Annotated in this window: 17 protein-coding genes; 6 read left to right on the forward strand and 11 right to left on the reverse strand. The window is 65.8% G+C overall.

Annotation, left to right across the window (positions count from 1 at the left end; genetic code table 11):
* Positions 1-17: 17 nt before the first annotated feature.
* The 4 genes from nboR to uraD form a co-directional block, all read right to left on the reverse strand.
* On the reverse strand, positions 18-644 hold the full coding sequence (gene nboR / locus J2W14_RS16270) for a nicotine blue oxidoreductase (RefSeq protein WP_307464419.1): 627 nt from the start codon (positions 642-644) through the stop codon (positions 18-20).
* 22 nt (positions 645-666) lie between these two features.
* Positions 667-3,420, reverse strand: a complete 2,754-nt coding sequence (gene aceE / locus J2W14_RS16275) for a pyruvate dehydrogenase (acetyl-transferring), homodimeric type (RefSeq protein WP_307464421.1) — start codon at positions 3,418-3,420, stop codon at positions 667-669.
* Positions 3,421-3,661: 241 nt separating this feature from the next.
* Positions 3,662-4,003, reverse strand: coding sequence for a hydroxyisourate hydrolase (uraH, locus tag J2W14_RS16280; RefSeq protein WP_307464422.1), 342 nt, complete (start codon positions 4,001-4,003; stop codon positions 3,662-3,664).
* Positions 4,003-4,497, reverse strand: coding sequence for a 2-oxo-4-hydroxy-4-carboxy-5-ureidoimidazoline decarboxylase (gene uraD, locus J2W14_RS16285; protein WP_307464425.1), 495 nt, complete (start codon positions 4,495-4,497; stop codon positions 4,003-4,005). Before uraD ends, uraH begins: the two co-directional genes overlap by 1 nt.
* A gap of 257 nt (positions 4,498-4,754) precedes the next feature.
* Between uraD and J2W14_RS16290 the strand changes: the two genes are divergently transcribed.
* The gene (locus J2W14_RS16290) at positions 4,755-5,012 is read left to right on the forward strand and encodes a hypothetical protein (protein ID WP_307464427.1); all 258 of its coding nucleotides are present in this window, start codon (positions 4,755-4,757) and stop codon (positions 5,010-5,012) included.
* Positions 5,013-5,346: 334 nt separating this feature from the next.
* On the opposite strand, the gene J2W14_RS16295 is transcribed toward J2W14_RS16290, so the two are convergent.
* From J2W14_RS16295 to J2W14_RS16310, 4 genes are all read right to left on the reverse strand, one after another.
* Complete coding sequence (locus J2W14_RS16295; RefSeq protein WP_307464429.1) at positions 5,347-5,847, reverse strand: hypothetical protein; 501 nt, start codon at positions 5,845-5,847, stop codon at positions 5,347-5,349.
* A 296-nt stretch (positions 5,848-6,143) separates the two neighbouring features.
* Positions 6,144-6,536, reverse strand: coding sequence for a hypothetical protein (locus tag J2W14_RS16300; RefSeq protein ID WP_307464430.1), 393 nt, complete (start codon positions 6,534-6,536; stop codon positions 6,144-6,146).
* The gene (locus J2W14_RS16305) at positions 6,533-6,877 is read right to left on the reverse strand and encodes a PadR family transcriptional regulator (protein WP_307464432.1); all 345 of its coding nucleotides are present in this window, start codon (positions 6,875-6,877) and stop codon (positions 6,533-6,535) included. Before J2W14_RS16305 ends, J2W14_RS16300 begins: the two co-directional genes overlap by 4 nt.
* A 282-nt stretch (positions 6,878-7,159) precedes the next feature.
* Positions 7,160-8,005 carry an alpha/beta fold hydrolase gene (locus J2W14_RS16310; RefSeq protein ID WP_307464434.1) on the reverse strand — a complete coding sequence of 282 codons (846 nt, stop codon included), beginning with the start codon at positions 8,003-8,005 and terminating at the stop codon, positions 7,160-7,162.
* 188 nt (positions 8,006-8,193) lie between these two features.
* Here J2W14_RS16310 and J2W14_RS16315 point away from each other — a divergent pair, with 188 nt between their 5' ends.
* Positions 8,194-8,361: a hypothetical protein gene (locus J2W14_RS16315; RefSeq protein WP_307464437.1), complete on the forward strand. Its 168-nt coding sequence runs from the start codon at positions 8,194-8,196 to the stop codon at positions 8,359-8,361.
* A gap of 111 nt (positions 8,362-8,472) precedes the next feature.
* Here the strand turns inward: J2W14_RS16315 and J2W14_RS16320 are convergent, their stop codons facing one another.
* Positions 8,473-9,399: a serine hydrolase gene (locus J2W14_RS16320; RefSeq protein ID WP_307464438.1), complete on the reverse strand. Its 927-nt coding sequence runs from the start codon at positions 9,397-9,399 to the stop codon at positions 8,473-8,475.
* 193 nt (positions 9,400-9,592) lie between these two features.
* Here J2W14_RS16320 and J2W14_RS16325 point away from each other — a divergent pair, with 193 nt between their 5' ends.
* Together J2W14_RS16325 and J2W14_RS16330 are read left to right on the forward strand one after the other, a co-directional pair.
* Complete coding sequence (locus J2W14_RS16325) at positions 9,593-10,513, forward strand: 2-hydroxyacid dehydrogenase (RefSeq protein WP_307464440.1); 921 nt, start codon at positions 9,593-9,595, stop codon at positions 10,511-10,513.
* A gap of 128 nt (positions 10,514-10,641) precedes the next feature.
* Entirely contained in the window at positions 10,642-11,079 is a 438-nt protein-coding gene (locus tag J2W14_RS16330; RefSeq protein WP_307464442.1) for a VOC family protein, read from the forward strand.
* A 30-nt stretch (positions 11,080-11,109) separates the two neighbouring features.
* Here the strand turns inward: J2W14_RS16330 and J2W14_RS16335 are convergent, their stop codons facing one another.
* Positions 11,110-12,342 carry a DUF4232 domain-containing protein gene (locus tag J2W14_RS16335; RefSeq protein ID WP_307464443.1) on the reverse strand — a complete coding sequence of 411 codons (1,233 nt, stop codon included), beginning with the start codon at positions 12,340-12,342 and terminating at the stop codon, positions 11,110-11,112.
* Between the two features lie 306 nt (positions 12,343-12,648).
* On the opposite strand from J2W14_RS16335, the gene J2W14_RS16340 reads away from it, so the two are divergent.
* A complete protein-coding gene (locus J2W14_RS16340; protein WP_307464445.1) occupies positions 12,649-14,388 on the forward strand; it encodes an ABC transporter ATP-binding protein in 1,740 nt (579 codons plus the stop codon).
* Positions 14,385-16,424 (forward strand): ABC transporter ATP-binding protein, encoded by a 2,040-nt coding sequence (locus J2W14_RS16345; protein WP_307464447.1) that lies wholly within the window; start codon positions 14,385-14,387, stop codon positions 16,422-16,424. The genes J2W14_RS16340 and J2W14_RS16345 overlap by 4 nt, the downstream gene beginning before the upstream one ends.
* Positions 16,425-17,197: 773 nt before the next feature.
* Here J2W14_RS16345 and J2W14_RS16350 read toward each other — a convergent pair.
* Entirely contained in the window at positions 17,198-18,517 is a 1,320-nt protein-coding gene (locus J2W14_RS16350) for an ATP-binding protein (RefSeq protein WP_307464449.1), read from the reverse strand.
* Positions 18,518-18,608 lie beyond the last annotated feature (91 nt).

Genomic DNA, 18,608 nt, shown 5'->3' on the forward strand with positions numbered 1-18,608 from the left:
CCCGGCTGCGGTGGACCCTAGTCGAGGAGGTGCAGCTGGCCGGGGGTGTCGAGGTCCTCGCCGCCGGAGAGGTCGCTGCAGTCCACAAGGTCGATCAGCTCCGGGTGGGCCTGGAGGAAAAAGCGTGCCCCGGCGTCCCCCGCTGCCGTTTCCGCAGCCTCCGCCCGGAGGCCGGCATCGAGGAGCAGCGGATGTCCCCGCCGCAGCTTCCCCTCCGCAGAGCGGTAGCCGGCCGCCGTCACCCGGCCGGGCCGGTGGGATGCCAGCAGCCGGGCCACGGCCGCAGCCGTCAGCCCGGGCTGGTCCACCAGCGCGATGAGCACGTGGTCCTCCGGGGCGGCCGCGGTGACGCCGAGCCGGAAGGAGCTGCCCATCCCGCCGGCCCAGTCCGGGTTGTCGATGACCCGGTGCCGGCTCAGGTCGGTGCCGGCCCGGACCGCTGCCGCATCCGCGCCGAGCACCGCCACGACTTCCCGGCAGCCGCCCGCGAGCAGCACGTCGGCCAGCACTTCCACGAGCGTGCGGCCGCGGGACGGGAGCAGCGCTTTCGGCCCGAGCCCCAGCCGCGTCCCGGCGCCGGCGGCCAGCAGCACCGCCGTCGTGCCTGCTGCCCGGCTGTGGCCCGGTGCTCCGCTGTCGCTCATCTGCCCACCCTAACGCCGCTGGTCAGGCCTCGCCCCCGGTTCCGCCGGTGGTCCCGGCGGTGACGTCCAGGAGCTTGTAGCGGTCCATCGCGTAGGCCGGCACGCCGCCGTCGACCTCCCCGCGCGCGGCCAGCAGCTGCAGGGTCTTCACCACAATCGAGTGGGTGTCGTTCTTGAAGAAGCGGCGGGCGGCGGCGCGGGTGTCGGAGAAGCCGAAGCCGTCGGCGCCGAGCGAGGCGAACTGGTGCGGCAGGAACTGGCGGATCTGGTCCGGGACAGCCTTCATGTAGTCGGTGACGGCCACAATCGGACCGGTCGCGCCGGCAAGCTGCTGGGCCACGAACGGGACGCGGGCCGGCTGGCCGGGGTTGAGGAACGCCTCTTCCTCGGCCGCGAGCCCGTCGCGGCGCAGCTCATTCCAGGACGTCACGGACCAGACGTCGGCGGAGACACCCCAGTCCTCGGCGAGGAGCCGCTGGGCCTCCAGGGCCCACGGGACGGACACGCCGGAGGCCAGGATCTGGCTCTTGGGCCCTTCCAGGTCCGACGCCGACACTCGGTGGATGCCTTTCAGCACACCGTTGACATCGAGGTTCTCGGGTTCGGCGGGCTGGAAGGTCGGCTCGTTGTAGACCGTGAGGTAGTACATCAGGTTCCGGTCATTTTTGCTGCCCGCGGCGGCGTCGCCGTACATCCGTTCCAGGCCGTCCCGGATGATGTGGCCCATTTCGTACCCGAACGCGGGATCGTAGGTCAGGACGGCCGGGTTGGTCGAGGCCAGGATGGGCGAGTGCCCGTCGGCGTGCTGCAGGCCCTCGCCGGTCAGGGTGGTGCGGCCGGCGGTGGCGCCGATGATGAACCCGCGGGTCATCTGGTCCGCGGCGGCCCAGAAGGAATCGCCCGTGCGCTGGAAGCCGAACATCGAGTAGAAGACGTAGATCGGGATCAGCGGTTCGCCGTGGGTTGAGTAGGACGTGCCCGCGGCGGTGAACGCCGCCACCGCGCCGGCCTCGTTGATGCCCGGGTGGATCAGCTGGCCCTGGGCCGATTCCTTATAGGCGAGGACCAGGTCGCGGTCCACGGAGAGATAACCCTGGCCGTCCGGGTTGTAGATCTTCGCGGAGGGGAAGAACGCGTCCATGCCGAAGGTGCGGGATTCATCCGGAACGATCGGGACAATGCGGTGCCCGAACTTCTTGTCCCGGAGCAGGTCCTTGAGCAGGCGTACGAACGTCATGGTGGTGGCGGCCCGCTGTTTCCCGGACCCGCGCTTGGACACCTCATAGGTTTTCGGGTCTGGGAGTTCTATGGGCGCGTGGTCCGGCCGGCGTTCGGGGACGAAGCCGCCGAGGGCGCGGCGGCGTTCCATGAGGTACTGGATCTCGGGGGAGTCCATGCCGGGGTGGTAGTACGGGGGCCGGTAGAGGTCCGTTTCGAGCTGGTCGTCGGTGATGGGGATGCGCAGGTGGTCGCGGAAGGCCTTCAGGTCCGCGAGGGTGAGCTTCTTCATCTGGTGCGTGGCGTTGCGGCCCTCGAAGTGGGTGCCCAGGCCGTAGCCCTTGACCGTGTGGGCCAGGATGACGGTGGGTTTGCCCTTGAACTCGGTGGCGGCCTTGTACGCGGCGTAGACCTTGTTGTAGTCGTGGCCGCCGCGCTTGAGGTTCCAGATCTGGTCGTCCGTGAGGTCCTGGACCATTTCCTTGGTCTGCGGGGTCTGTCCGAAGAAGTGCTCGCGGACGAACGCGCCGGACTCGGCCTTGTAGGTCTGGTAGTCCCCGTCGACGGTTTCGTTCATGATCTTCACGAGCGAGCCGTCCTCGTCCTTGGCCAGCAGGTCATCCCATTCCCGGCCCCAGACGACCTTAATGACATTCCAGCCCGCGCCGCGGAAGAACGCCTCGAGTTCCTGCATGATCTTGCCGTTGCCGCGCACCGGGCCGTCGAGGCGCTGGAGGTTGCAGTTGATCACGAAGTTCAGGTTGTCCAGCTTGTCGTTCGCGGCGAGCTGGAGCAGGCCGCGGGACTCGGGCTCGTCCATTTCCCCGTCACCCAGGAACGCCCAGACCTGCTGGTCCGAGGTGTCCTTGATCCCGCGGTTCTGCAGGTACCGGTTGGACTGGGCCTGGTAGATCGCGTTCATCGGCCCGATGCCCATCGAGACCGTGGGGAACTCCCAGAACTCCGGCATCAGCCGCGGGTGCGGGTAGGAGGAGAGGGCATGGCCTTCCTTGGACTTCTCCTGCCGGAACCCGTCCAGGTCCTCCTCGGAGAGCCGGCCCTCCATGAAGGCCCGGGCGTACATGCCGGGGGAGGCGTGGCCCTGGAAGAAGACCTGGTCCCCGCCGCCGGGGTGGTCCTTGCCGCGGAAGAAGTGGTTGAACCCGACCTCGTAGAGGGTCGCGGCCCCGGCATAGGTCGAGATGTGCCCGCCGACGCCGATATCGGCCCGCTGCGCCCGGTGCACCATGACCGCGGCGTTCCACCGCAGCCACGCCCGGTACTTCCGCTCGATCTCCTCGTCCCCGGGGAACTCCGCTTCCTGGTCCACCGGGATCGTGTTGACGTAGTCCGTGGTCGTGACCATCGGAACACCCACGGACTGCGCGCCGGCCCGCTGGAGCAGGCTGCGCATTATGTACTGGGCACGCTCGGTGCCCTGTTCCTGAATCAGCGTGTCCAGGGACTCCAGCCATTCGGCGGTCTCTTCCGGATCATGATCAGGCAGCTGGTTAGTCAACCCGCTGAGGATATGGGAGGTCTCTTCTCCTGCAGCCACGTCCAACCTCTTTTCGTCATTGAATGGTCGGCTCAAGTTTTCATTCTGTGAGAAAACTTTCTTGCAATTCGAGATTATCGACGCCAGTGCGGGCGCGTCAACATCGGCGGCGGGGCGCCGCGGGTCCGGCAGTCACAATCGGGTGAAAGGACCGAGGACCACCGCGGCGGACGCACAGGAAAGGCCCGCAGCGCCGCCGGGGGCCTTTCCTGCCGAGGCAGGTGCTGCAGGTTCCGGCTGCTCAGCTGCCCCGGTAGGTGGAATACGCGAACGGGCTCAGCAAGAGCGGCACGTGGTAGTGCGCCTCTGACTCCACAACCCCAAAGGTGAGGGTCACTTCGGGGAAGAACGTTTCGGTACCGCTGGCGGCAAAGTACTTGCCCGTATCGAAGGCCAAGCGGTAGGTCCCCGTCGGCAGCCGGTCCGGCCCGAGTTGTTTGACGCGCCCGTCCGCGTCGGTGGCGCCCTCGGCGATCTGGACCCAGCGTTCGCCGTCGAGCATGTGGAGGGTGACCGGGACGTCCGCCGCAGGCTTGCCGGAACCGGTGTCGAGTACGTGGGTGGTGACGTGAGACATGCTCATTATTCCATCAGTCCTTCGAGCCGGAGCACCGCGATTTCCCGCAGCTGCTCGCCAATAATTGCCTGTTCTTCTCCGGGGGTGTGGCCGAGCCTGATGTTGAGTGCGGCCAGGATCTCCTCCCGGCTGCGGCCGGCCGCGCGGATCAGGAACACCTGCCCGAACTTCTCCTCGTAGGCCCGGTTGCCTTCCGCCAGGGCTTCCGCGACCGCGGCGTCGGCCTCGCCGAGTCCGGCCTGCTCCGACTGGGAGAGCCTGGCCTCAGTGCTGTTTCCCCGGGCCCGCTCGCCGATCCGCGGGTGGTGGGCGAGTGCTGCTTCGATCTCGGCCGGGGTGAACGGGTCGGCCGCGGCGCGGCCTGCCGCAAGAAGTGCTTCGAGGGCGGAGTAAGGCCGCGCGTCGGCCAGATCGTCGATCCAGCGCTGGATGTCCAGGCAAGGCCGCAGGGCATCGGCGGCCTGCGTGCGGCTGGCCGCGTTGAACTGATCAAGGTGCATGAGGCAAGTCCTCGCGTTGTGATGCTGGCATCCACGGTGTAGGGCTATGCGGACAATGCATTCCGCATCATGGAACTGTTATTTCAGCATATGCAAAAAGTGAACCGCACCCGGCTGCCAGTGTCAACTTCCGGGTCGGCGGTTGACGGCGGAGAGCTTCCGGAGCGCCATGGGGTTTCAGGCGGAGCGGTCCGGCCGCCCATCCGCTCTCCACGTTAGTCTGGGAAGGATCCATTCCGCGGATGAAAGGCAGTGTTGTGAGTGATCCCAATGAACCCGGCACCGATCCGGCCGGCCTGCGCGGCCCCGGCGACCCGGACGCCGTCGAGTCCCGAGAGGCCGTCGAGGTCCGCCAGCCGCACGCCGAACCCGGCCAGGCCGGCAACATCCGCGAGGAACAGCTGACCCAGGCCGCGGGAACGGTGCCCGCCGCATACGTCGGGTCGGGTGACCCGGAGGCGGAGGACAAACCGGAGGACGCCGCGGACACCGGCATGTGGGACGAGCAGACGTAGCCGCCCCGGTGCGGTGACAGCTCTTCCATAGCTCGCGCGGCTAGCTTGGGCAGCTATGGAAGAGCCCACGCCACAGCAGCCCAGTTACCCTCCCGGCAGCACTGTCGCCCGGCGGCGTCGGGGTCGCCCGGCGCTCCGGGGGCACTTTGCGGCCCGCCGTCGTCGAACTGGCCGACGGCGGCACGGAGCCTCGTATCAAAGTGCCCCCGGACGGCAGAGGACGACGCCGGACGGCACCCCCGCGGCGGGTATCAGGCCAGAATTTCGGGCAAAAGGAGAGCCAGGGGACGGGTCCCCTGGCTCTCGGTACGCAGACGCGTGGGCTGCTGGGCGATCAGCGGTGGAGCCTGGCTACGTCGCTCTTTTCCCAGCGGGTCCAGTCAGACCAATGATCGCTGTTGCCGCTGCGGACGCGGAAGGAAACGAGTTGGTAGACTTCCTCGCTGCCCCGGCGGTCCAGGTTCGGCACGCGGTCGTAGCTGTGAATCGTAACGGCGTCGTCACGGCGATCGAAGGACTTCCAGAACGTGGACTTCCCCAGGAAATCGTCATGCCGGCCGCGGTCGTCTTCGAAGCGCAGCTGGCGGATCTCCACTTTCTTGTTGCCATTGCAGTCCACATAGATCCGGAAGTCCACTCTGACTTTGCTTGTGTCTTTGTTGTCGTGCTTGACGGGCTTGAGCGGATCGACTGTGCAACCGCGTTCGGAGGTTGATGCGACGGCCGGCCCGGCTGCTGCAACAGGTCCCCCGATGAGCCCCAGGGCGACGGCCGGGATCAGTGCGATCCTTGCCGCCCGGGAGCGGGTCTTTCTTGGTGAGTTGGTGATGGACATTGTCTTAGTTCTTCTGCCTGATGATGCGAATCTGTAGCTATGGACGGCGTCTGCCCGCCATCATCACACCGCGGTGGCGCTGTAATCAGGCGGCGGCCTTCCGTTCCAATTTCAATTAGCTCGCCCGTGATCGGCGGGGAGGCGAGCCGGCGTCCGCTCGTAGGATGAGTGACCCGGTGCATTAATCCTCCGCCCGCTGAGGCCCATGATCAAGAGGCGCATTTCCGGGCTGACCAGCGGATTTTCCCGGGCGGTCCGGGGCACTTTGGTCCCGGGCCTGGGGTCTGAACGGGACCTCAGAGGAGGGCTCTGGAGCGCTGCGCCGGCTGAAAGTAGTCAGTCAGGAATCCCGCCAGGTTACTGACCAGGACTAGGACGAGCGCCGGCAGGAGGGTGACCGGCCCGACGAAGTCGCGGATGTCCACTCTGAAGAGGAGAATCAGGATGACCGCGAGGAGAACATAGGACACAGCCAATACTGTTCCGATCGCTGTGATCGTCTTCCCCCGTGTCCGTCTCTTCTTCTTGGGGAACTGCCTCGCGTACTCCTCGGCCGTGCCGAATTCGGCTTCCGCGGGAGTCCCGGCAGCGGCTTCGTGTGAGCGCACCTCATCCAGTGCTTCGGCGATCTCGGCTTCGGACAGCCCGCGCAGCCTCAGGTTGAAAGTCAGTTTGCGCTCGTAGCTCATGGCTGTTCCTGTCGGGTCGTCCGGATATTTGTGAGAGTCTGGCCCATCCTGCGCCAGGCTGTCTCCGAGCGCTCCAGTGCATGCCAGCCCTGCTCGGTGAGTGTGAACTGCTTGCGGCCCGGACCTGCCTGGTCGTGCTGCCAGGTGTGCTCGACGAGGCCCTGGTCCTCCAGCCTCTTCAGCAGGGGGTAAAGTGTTCCGCCCTTGATGCGTGTGAAGCCGTGCTGCCGGAGGACCTCGGCGATGGCATAGCCATGACTTTCACCGTGGCTGAGCGCCGCGAGCACTGCCTGCGGCAGCGCCGCACGCGTCAGCTCCTGATCAAAGTCGATGTCATCCACGAATAGATAGTGTCACTATGTAGGTAGCTGCACAACCCTGAATGCGGATCATTTTCGCGGCCCACGATCAATAGGCGCACTCGCGGGCGGACCCGCGGCCCCCCGGCGGTCCGGGGGCACTTTGGAGTGGGCCGGCGTCCAAATGGACGACGCCGGCCCTGTGCGTCGTGTGAAAGTGCCCCCGGACGGCAGGTGCTAGCTAAGGCCCGCGCCCCGGACTGCTCACAGGGACTGCGCAAGCCCGCTCGGGATTGAGCCCCGAGCGCCACGGGCCGCTTCAGGCTACGCCTGCGGCTTCGCCAGGAACCCTAGCAGCACCTCGTTGACCTCGGCGGCATGGGTCCAGAGCATGCCGTGCGGGGCGCCGTCGATCTCCACATACTCGGCGCTGGGCAGGGCCTTGGTGAATAGCCGGCCCGTGGCGTCGATCGGCAGAATCCTGTCCGCGGTGCCGTGGACGATCAGTGTGGGGACGTCGATCTTGGGGATGTCGGCGCGGAAGTCCGTGAGCCAGGTGGGCTGCGCGGCTGCGGAGGCGGTGGGCCCGCCCGAGGTCGCCAGGTTCCAGCCCGCCCGCATGACCTCCTCGCTGAGCCGGGGCGTGCCGAGGAAGGTGTCGCTGTTGTAGAAGTTCTTGAAGAACTCGGTGAAGTAGGCGTAGCGGTCGGTGGTGACAGCTGCCATCAGGCCGTCGAACACGGACTGCGGGACGCCGTCAGGATTGTCCTCTGCCTGCAGGAGGTAGGGCTCCAGCGAGCTGAGGAACACGGCCTTCGCCACCCGGGCCGAACCGTACGTGCCGAGGTACCGGCCCACTTCGCCGGTTCCCATCGAGAAGCCCGCCAGCACGACGTCGTTCAGGTCCAGGTCGGCGAGCAGGGTGTTGAGGTCGGCGGCGAAGGTGTCGTAGTCGTAGCCGTCGGTGGGCTTGCTGGACTGGCCGAAGCCGCGGCGGTCATAGGTGATGACCCGGTAGCCGGCGCCCAGCAGGGCCGTGGTCTGCTTCTCCCAGGAGGATCCGTCCAGCGGGTAGCCGTGGATCAGGACCACCGGCTGCCCGCTGCCGTGGTCCTCGTAGTAGAGCTCGATGTCGGTGCTGTTCTCGGTTCCAACCTTGATGTAAGCCATGTCAGCGGTCCTCTCGGTACGGTTCGGAAGTCAGTTCGTGCAGGAGCGGCGCAGCGCTGGTGCCACTGTACGGAACCAACGCCGGCAGGCGACAGGGTGTTCCCACAGGATTTTGGCAGCGTTCATTTTGAGTCAAATACCCCATGGGGTATATTGGTGACAACAGACCCACCAACAAGGAGAACCAGATGTGCCGACAGGTTGCATGCAAGAAGTGCGGTAAGACCACTTGGGCCGGCTGCGGCCAGCACGTTGACTCGGTCATGCGGGGCGTCAAGAGCGCCGACCGCTGTAAGGGTCACGAGGGTGAAGTCAGCACCAAGACCGGCTTCTTCGCCAAGCTCTTCGGCCGCTAACCGTTTCTCCAGCTGGAATGCAGGGCCCCGTTGCACACCGTGCGGCGGGGCTCCGCACGTTAACGGCCTGGGCTAACGCCCTCCGCGCAAACGCCCGCGCCCGCCGCCGCCCTACTCCAGCAGCGCCTTCGTCACCACACCCGTCAGATCATGGATCATGGCCAGGCGCTTCTCGCTCCCGCCGTCCTCGCCCCAGCTGTAGATGGTCAGCGCGTAGGACCGGTCGCCGGAGCTCAGGATCGCCGCGTCGTGGAGGTAGCCCCCCAGCGCGCCGTACTTGTGCTGCACCGTGATGCCCGGGCCGACCGCGGCCGGAATGAGCCGTTCGTTGTTCGTCTTCTGCATGTAGCCGAGCAGTTCCTGCGTGTGTTCCGCGTTGATCAGCTTGCCCGTGGACAGCTGTTTGAGCAGGTCCGCCATCTCGGCCGGGGTCAGCAGGTTCTGCTCCGGGTCGTAGCTGATCCCGATCGATGCGGCGTACTCGATCAGCCGGGGGTAGCCGATGTCCTGCATCAGCAGCAGCCAGGCGTCGTTGCTGCTCGCGTTGACCATCGCCTGGATCTGGAACGCGGCGTCGTAGCTCCCCAGCGGCACGTCCAGTGACTTCTCGCCGGTCTCCACCAGATGGTAGTAGGCGGCCGCCGTGATGATCTTGGCGGTGCTGGCGGCCACAAACTCGGTCCCGTCGCCGTAGCCGCGCGGCTCCCCGCCGTGGGTGTCCGCGAGGACGACGCCGATCCGGTAGCCGGGGTTTTCGGCCAGGACCCGCCGCACCTCGGCGTCGAGGGCATCGAGGTCGACGGCGGCCTGCGGGGCTTCCGCCGGCGGGGCCGCGGCCGCGGGCTGTTCCTCCCACTGTTCCTGCCACAGGTCCTCGGGGCCGGCGACGAAGTCCGTCCCGGGAACCGGCCCGGTGCGGACGGCACCCAGGGTCACCATGCCCACCAGCAGCAGGGCCGTGGCCGCCCAGACCAGGAGCAGCTTTGCCCGGGCAGTGAGGGACTTGGCGGCCGGACGGGAGGGTCCCGAGGTGTTCATGGTGCAGGACCTTCCAGGTCAGTAAGGGAGAGGGGTTTCCTGCAATGTATGCCCGGGGAATGGGCATGTCCAAATGCCGCGCGGGGCGGCGCGAAGGTGAGGGCAAACTCCCGTCCGGGCCGGGGCCGGTTGTGTGACACGGCCCACGGCGGAAGCACCGTCCGGGGGCCCTGGCACCATTAGGCTGGCAGCTATGCCGAGGAAAATAACCGTGAGCCTGCCGGACCCGACCCTGCGCGAGTACCTCAATCCCCACCCCGACGTCACCGTCCTGGAGTGGGACCTGACCGGGGAGCCGCCCCGGCCGCGCCTCGACATCGTGGTCCAGCCCTACATGGGCAGCGCGGAGGCCCTGCGCGGCCTGGAAGCGGTGGACACCGGGCTCGTGCAGAGCACGTCGATCGGGTACGACGGCGTCGCGGAGTCACTGCCCGCGGGCCGGGTGTTCGCCAACGCCGCCGGCGTCCACGAGACCTCCACCGCCGAACTGACCCTGGCCCTGATCCTGGCCAGCCAGCGCGAGTTCCCGCGGCTGCTGCAGAACCAGCAGGAGGGCCGCTGGGAGACCCGGCCCACCGCCAGCCTCGCGGACCGGCGGGTGCTGATCGTCGGCTACGGCGGCGTGGGGAAGGCGATCGAGGACCGCCTCCTGCCCTTCGAAACCACGGTCACCAAGGTGGCCAGCCGGGAACGGACGGACCCGCGCGGCCACGTCCACGGCATCGACGAGCTGCACACCCTGCTGCCGGAGCACGACATCGTGATCGTGGGCGTCCCGCTCAGCGACGCCACCCGCCACCTCATCGACGACGCCTTCCTCTCGGCCATGCCCGACGGGGCCCTGGTCGTCAACGTGGCCCGCGGCCCGGTCGCGGACACGGACGCCCTGGTCCGGCACACCGCCTCCGGCCGGATCCGCGCCGCCCTGGACGTCACCGATCCCGAACCGCTGCCGCAGGACCACCCCCTGTGGCGGACCCCCGGCGTCATCATCAGCCCGCATGTGGGCGGGGCGAGCTCGGCGATGCGCCCGCGGATGGGAAAGCTGGTCCAGCGGCAGATCGAGCTCATGCTGGCGGGCGAACCGCCGGTGAACGTGGTGCTGAACGGCTAGGCGCCGGCGTAGCCGAGGTGCTCGATTGGCTGCGCGCCGTGCCGCAGCTCCCCATGGGTCCCGGGGCTTGTTCAGTCGAGTCCCGGCTTGCCACTGGAGCTAATCGGTCCGCCTTGGTAGCTTCAAGCATGGCCATCAAATTTGAGAACGTCGGTATCGCCGTTCGCGACCTCGAAGCAACAATCGCCTTCTTCACCGACCTCGGGCTCACGGTCGTCGGCCGTGACACGGTCAGCGGCGAGTGGACCGACACCGCCGTCGGACTTGACGGCAACCACGCCAAGATTGCGATGCTCCAGACCCCGGACGGTCATGGTCAGCTTGAGCTCTTCGAATACATCCACCCCCAAGCGAACGAGTCGAACCCAACTCGTCCCAACGACATCGGCATGCACCGCGTGGCCTTCTCGGTCGACGACATCGACAAAGCCCTTGAGATAGCTGCCAAGCACGGATGCCATCCGCTGCGCGGCGTGGCGACGTACCGCGACGAATACAAACTCACCTACCTCCGCGGTCCCAGCGGAATCATTGTGATGCTCGCCGAGAAACTCAAGAAAGACTGACAGCCGGATCGGCCAATTGAGTGCTGTGGCCTACCCCGTCGGCTGGACCAGGCTCCAACCGGTCACGGCCACATACCCGCCGCTGATCATGTCCAGGTCGGCCGGAAGACGGGTCCGGGCGGCGCCGGAAAAGGGCGCGACCAGGATCGCACCCACCCTGGTATCGCCGGCACCGGCCATGGCGTTCCAGCCCAGGGCCGCCTGGGCGGCGGCACCCGGGGCGACGGTGATAGCGCGCGGGCCGGGGTCCGTGGTCATAAACGAGCCGCCGCGGACCGTCAGAATGTCCATGGCCCACCCGCCGGTGTCGTCGAAAGCGACGTCGGGATAGGCGTTGAGCACGCACGGAACTGTGCCGGAATTGACGAGCCGGATGGGCATGCCGCGGTGGCCGGTGGCGGCGTCCGGTTCGCCGAGGGAAATCGCCACCTGCTCGCTGCTGCACCAGCTCGGATCCGGAGTTTGCTGCAGCGGGCCCACGGTTGGCGAGCCGTAGACGACCGGCTGCTCGGTGGGCGACGGCGAGGGCGCTGGCCGGACCTGGGCAGCGTTGGCGGCGGCGCGGGTTGCCGCTCCGGACAGCGGCGCGGCGGCCACCAGCAGGACGCCGCAGACGGCCGTGGCAGCGAGGAGGATCCCGAGCCGCGCCCGTGGCCGCTGCGGGCCAGTGGCTGCTGTCCGCGGAAGGTGCAGACCATCCGGGCCGCCGCCCGAGACGGCGTTGTCACCGTCGTCGCCGTTCCTGCTGCGGGCGGCCGCCACACGGATCCAGACCAAGGCAGGAATCCAGCCCCAGACAATGCCCCAGTAGCCGGCGGCCAGCAGGGAGGGGCCCGCACCGTCGAACACCATCGCCATGCGAGGTGGCGGCCACTGCGCCGAGATGCTCCCGGCGGACCAGAGCACGCTGGTGAAGAAGGACGCGAGCACCACGCACAGCCAGACGCTCATCATGGCCGTCCGGTTGTCGATGCGGTCCGCCGGGCGGGAAACCAGCAAGCGCAGCAGGAGCAGCAGCATGCCCAGCAGCGTCAAAACCGAGAGGGCGGGAATGAGGATCGGCCAAGGTGCGACCGCATGCCAGCTGGAAGCAGCCACCGTTTCCGGGACCACCAGCCGGGTTAGCGAAACCGGAAAGACGCTGAACCAGCTCAGTGCCGCGAACAATGCCGCGCTGATGAGCCAGCCGATTCCTGCTGCCGCTGCCGCTGCCGCTGCCGCCGTCGCTGCGCCGCGTGGCGTACCCCCAAAACCATTCCCCATGCCGGCCAGCCTAATACAGCCCGCGGCGAGGAACGGCGACGACCGTTGCTGCGGCAATGCTCCGGTTCCCGCGGAATGGCGTGGGTCGTCCGCGGCTGTCTCGTGCTCCCGGAAGGTGACGCCAGACGGTCAGGGAACGCCGCCAAATAGCGGCCAAAATCCACACCCCGGCAAAACCGGCCCGCAAGCGCGCAGCGTCGCAGCAGTCACAGCGGGTCCGCCCTCAGAGGAACCCGTTCCGCTCCCGGCCCCCGGACGTAAACTGACCTTCGGATCACTCGGCGGAACGCACGGCTGGGAGTACGGATGCTCTGGAAACTGCTCGTTGAATACCTGGCACCGCAACGCAGGCTGCTGCTCGCCGTCGTCGTCTTCCAGCTGGCGCAGTCCATCGCCTCGCTGTACCTGCCCACCCTGAACGCGGACATCATCGACCAGGGCGTGGCGAAGGGCGACACGGACTACATCCTGCGCGTCGGCGGGGTGATGCTGCTGGTGACCCTGCTGCAGATCGCCTGCGCCATCGCCGCGGTGTACTTCGGGGCGAAGGCGGCGATGGCGATGGGCCGGGACGTGCGCGGGGCGATCTTCGGCCGCGTGGCGGCCTTCTCCGAACAGGAGGTCACCCGCTTCGGCGCGCCGAGCCTGATCACCCGCTCCACCAACGACGTCCAGCAGGTCCAGCAGCTGGTGCTGGTCTCCGCCACGCTGATGGTGGCCGCGCCCATGCTCAGCATCGGCGGGGTGATCATGGCGATCCGGCAGGACGTGCAGCTGTCCTGGCTGATCGCGGTCAGCGTGCCGGTGCTACTCGGCGCGGTGGGGCTGATCATCACCCGGATGGTGCCGCTGTTCCGGCTCATGCAGACCCGGATCGACACCGTGAACCGGGTGCTGCGCGAACAGCTCACCGGCATCCGGGTGGTCCGCGCCTTCGTCCGCGAGGACGTGGAGACCGCCCGCTTCGCCCGGGCCAACGAGGACGTCACGGACACCGCACTGCGCGCCGGCCGGCTGATGGCGCTCGCGTTCCCCACCGTGATGCTGGTGCTGAACGTTTCGTCCGTGGCCGTGATCTGGTTCGGCGCGTTCCGGATCCAGGACGGCTCCATGCAGGTGGGCACCATGATCGCGTTCCTGAGCTACCTCATGCAGATCCTGATGTCCGTCATGATGGCCACGTTCATGGCGATCATGATCCCGCGCGCGGCTGTCTCCGCGGACCGGATCGGGCAGGTGCTGGGCACCGAGTCGAGCGTGCGGCCGCCGGAGCACCCGCTGGACTTCTCCGGCCGCACCGGCCGCGGCGAGCTTCAGATGCGCGACGTCGGGTTCGCCTACCCGGGTGCCGAGCAGCCAGTCTTGTCCGGGATCAGCTTCACCGCCCGGGCGGGTCAGACGACGGCGATCATCGGCGCCACCGGCTCCGGCAAGACCACCCTGGTGAACCTGATGCCGCGGCTCTTCGACGCCACCGCCGGCTCGGTGCGGATCGACGGCGTGGACGTCCGCGAGCTTCACCCGGACCTGCTCTGGGGGCACATCGGCCTGGTCCCGCAGAAGCCGTACCTGTTCTCCGGCACGGTGCGCAGCAACCTGCTCTATGGCAAACCCGACGCCACCGAGGACGAACTCTGGCAGGCGCTGTCCATTGCGCAGGCCGAGGACTTCGTCCGGGAGATGGAGGGCGGGCTGGATGCGCCCATCTCGCAGGGCGGCACCAACGTCTCCGGCGGGCAGCGGCAGCGGATCGCGATCGCCCGGGCTCTGGTGAAACGGCCCGAACTCTACATCTTTGACGATTCGTTCTCCTCCCTGGACACCGCCACCGACGCCCGGCTGCGGCAGGCGCTCCGGCAGCACACCGCTGGCGCCACCCTGGTGATCATCGCCCAGCGGGTCTCCAGCATCATCGACGCGGACCAGATCCTGGTGCTCGACGGCGGCCGGCTCGTCGCGCACGGCACGCACGAGGAGCTGCTGGCGACCTCGGAGACGTACCAGGAGATCGTGAACTCCCAGCTCGCGGCGGAGGAGGCGGCATGAGCGCCACCAACCGCACCGGGCCGGCGACGTCCACCGGCGGGCCAGGGCACGGCGGGGGAGCCGGGACACCCGGCGCCGCCCCCGCCGTCGAACGCATCCCCCGACCGCGCGGCGGCCCCGGCCACGGCGGACCGTTCGCCGGGATGAACGTGCCGGCGGAGAAGGCGATGAACTTCGGCCCCTCCGCCAAGCGGCTGCTCGGCCAGCTGCGCCCGGAGCGGCTCTGGCTGGCGCTGGTCCTGATGCTCGCCGTGGTGAGTGTGGCGTTCTCCGTGATCGGGCCGCGGCTGCTGGGGGAGGGCACCAACCTGATCTTCGCCGGCGTCGTGTCCAAACAGCTGCCGGCCGGGGTGAGCCAGGAGCAGCTGATTGCCCAGCTGCGCGCCGCGGGCGAAACCCAGCAGGCGGACATGCTCAGCGCCATGACGCTGACCCCCGGTGAGGGGATCGACTTCGCGGCGCTGGCCAGCGTGCTGCTCTGGGCGCTGGTGCTGTACGTGCTGGCCTCGGGCTTTATGTGGATGCAGGCATATATCCTCAACGGCGTCGTGCAGCGCACGATGTTCCGGCTGCGCGAGCGGATCGAGGCCAAGATCAACCGGCTGCCGCTGCGCTACTTCGACACGGTCCAGCGCGGCGAGCTGCTCAGCCGGGTCACCAACGACGTGGACAATATCTCGCAGAGTCTGCAGCAGTCCATCAGCCAGGCGGTCACCTCGCTGCTGACCGTGCTGGGCGTGCTGGTGATGATGTTCATCCTCTCGCCCACGCTGGCGCTGATTGCGCTGGTCACCGTGCCGCTGACGCTGGTGACGACGGCGCTGATCGCCAAGAGATCGCAGAAGCTGTTTGTGGCGCAGTGGAAGCACACCGGGGAGCTGAACGGGCAGATCGAGGAGACGTACACCGGCCACGCGCTGGTGAAGGTGTTCGGCCGGCAGCGGGAGGTGGAGGAGCGGTTCCGGCAGAAGAACGCGGAGCTGTATGAGGCCAGCTTCGGCGCGCAGTTCGTGTCCGGCCTGATCATGCCGGCCATGACGTTCATCGGGAACCTGGTCTACGTGGGGATCGCCGTGGTGGGCGGGCTGCAGGTGGCCGCCGGCGCGATGCAGCTGGGGGACGTGCAGGCCTTCATCCAGTACTCGCGGCAGTTCACCCAGCCGCTGGCCCAGCTCGGGTCGATGGCGAACCTGCTGCAGTCCGGGGTGGCCTCGGCCGAGCGGGTCTTCGAGCTGCTGGACACCGAGGAACAGTCGCCGGACCCCGTCCCCGGGGTGGCCCCCGCCGCGACGCGCGGGAAGCTGGTGTTCGAGAACGTCTCCTTCGCGTACACACCGGACAAGCCGCTGATCGCGGACCTGAGCCTGGTGGCCGAGCCGGGTCAGACCGTGGCGATCGTCGGGCCCACCGGGGCCGGGAAGACGACGCTGGTGAATCTGATGATGCGCTTCTACGAGCTCGACGCCGGGCGGATCACGCTCGACGGCGTGGACGTCACCGCGATGACAAGGGATGAGCTGCGCTCGCGGATGGGCATGGTGCTGCAGGACACCTGGCTGTTCGGCGGGACCATCCGGGACAACATCGCCTACGGCCGGCCCGGCGCTACTGAAGACGAGATTCTGGAGGCGGCGCGGGCGACGTACGTGGACCGGTTCGTCCGGTCCCTGCCGGAGGGGTACGACACCGTGCTCGACGACGAGGGCTCCAACGTCTCCGCTGGCGAGAAGCAGCTGCTGACGATTGCCCGCGCGTTCCTGGCCCGCCCGTCCGTGCTGATCCTGGACGAGGCGACTTCTTCCGTGGACACCCGGACCGAGGTGCTGGTGCAGAAGGCCATGAGCGCACTGCGGTCGGACCGGACGAGCTTTGTGATCGCGCACCGGCTCTCCACCATCCGCGACGCCGACCTCATCCTAGTGATGGATGCCGGCCAGATCGTGGAGCAGGGGACACACGCTTCATTGTTGGCTGCCGGCGGCGCGTACGCGGCGCTGTATGCGGCGCAGTTCGCCGCGCCGGTGGCGGAAGTTTGAGGGGGTCTCAGATCACGGCATTCCTAGACGGGGGCTCCCTCCGCCAAACTCCAATGTTGCCCGAGACCTGGTCAAGAGTCGACGTTTGGTAGACCAAATTCTTGTTCGGATTGCTAGTCAGCTTGGCGTAACTTCCTTGGATATACGAAGATATAGTTCTCTGAGCCTAATTGGCAGGCGATTCAGTATCGCTGTCCGGCGTTCATTTCTGTAATCCGCAAACCAAGTTTGAAAAAGACCCGCATTGGCAAGTTCAAAATGCTCAATCGTTCTCCTTCCCTCATCGGTGATTCCAATTATTGGGGCTGGTTTCATTCCTTTTGCATGATACCCGCCGATGATGTGTTGACTGACGGTGTCTAAGTATGGGTGCACTACGCTGAACCGGCAAGCCGTATATGAATCCCTAGCCGGCTGAAGAACCGGGTTAAAGACGTCTTTCATTGAAGAATTGCAACTGAAGCAAGCGACTACTAAGTTCAATGGTTCGAAAGTCCACCTGGGATACCCTAAACTAGATCCGTCTTTGGCCAGTTTTCGACTCTTTGGGGCAAAATGATCGATGGATGGTGTTCGCCGATGTGCGACAGTGCCCACGGGCAGCGTGCAGTAAGCGCATCGGCCCGCCTGATTCTGCACGGCCCACTCTAAGAACGCTTCCTTGAACTCCAGGGTTGCAGTGGCCCCTGATGACCACCCGCGCCATTCTCCTTCATCTGTTTTCAGCTCAGAAGGGGAAACGCGGAGCTCAAGCGGGGGTCTTTTGAGCTGTCTCAAAGTTGTCCTCCCATGACTTGGGGGAGATCGTTGAGGACAGAGTTGAGGACCTCAGTGTCCGGTCCAGAAATTTTGCGCAGGCGAGAGACGGCCCTTTGCACTTCCTCCGAGTCGAGGCCTTCAGAGTCTGGGGAAGCGAGGTATTCAATGAGAGTCGTCAGGTCGTCGTCTACAAGACTGTTTCCGGAGACCTTCGCGCCGAAGACTCTATAGAGAATATTTTCAACTGCACGGCCATTGAATGGGTCCATGAATTCCACAAACTCACCCCATTGGGCACCTGGAACGAGCACGTCAGAACCATCTGAAACTATATGGGGGGAGTGCGTCCCAAGAAAGAAATGGCAGCTCCAGGCGGCCGGAACAGTATCCTCAAGAAGCGGAATGTAGGCAGATTGCCAATTCGGATGCAGTCCGGTCTCGGGCTCGTCTATAAGTATCAAAGTGTCCGGACCTATGTTTGCTGCCAATCGAGAGAAGGTAGACAGAAGGAGAAGTTGACCGGCACTGAGATCATCCAAGCCGAAATAGGAATCGCCTCGCGATAGGTGTACGTCCACATCTGCGATTCTTGCCCTTTTTAGCAAACGACTGAGATCAGTCAGGTCAATGCCAAAAGAAGTTGAAATTTCCGACAGTTCTTGTATGTAGTTTCGTTGAGGACCTCCAGTCGCGGCATTTTCTGGCAACGCGGCACCGAACTCGTCGAGTCTAGCCGTCAACTCACCTGCGGTACGAGAAAGGTTCTCATCTTTTCGCAGATGCGGCAGATTTCCAAGGAACGTTCGAACAATTGACGCTCTATCGAATTTTCTATTTCTAACGGACGCGGGCAAGGGCCTGGAAAAGGCGGCTTGACAATTATTGAAGCCTAGGGTTTCCAGTGTCGGGGCAAGCATTGCCGTACGTTCCGGGTCGCTCATGCATAGGATTATCGACGCCACGGTCGAATCACGAAGGGACCCGGTGGACATGCTGTTGTTATTCTGTTTGAGCCCTAAATACCTGTACGTTTGATCCCGCTTCAAGCTGTAGGGAAAGACATCAATGGCCATATTGGATAATGCGAGAACCGTTGAAGGGGCGCCGATGACTGTTGTTCCATCAATGAAAAATTTTTCGTTTGAATCCTTGAAATATTTGTTCGCAATTTGTTTTTGATAATGGCTTACAATGCTTCTGAGGATCTGACTTTTCCCAGTTCCATTAGCGCCTATTATTACGGTGAATCGATGCTTAGACGTCGTTTTGTCCGTAGGTTCGTCTGGCAGGGAGAACGAGAGATTGCCATCTTGATATGTAAGCAAACGAAACATTAGGGTTCCTATCGGCAGCCTCGAAAGGCGCTGAAGTATTGGTTAAACTTGCGAAAATCATAACTGCAGCTCTCCGGACGCCTGGACCGAG

It is taken from the genome of Pseudarthrobacter oxydans, assembly GCF_030812335.1.
GTDB classification, from domain to species: domain Bacteria; phylum Actinomycetota; class Actinomycetes; order Actinomycetales; family Micrococcaceae; genus Arthrobacter; species Arthrobacter oxydans_B.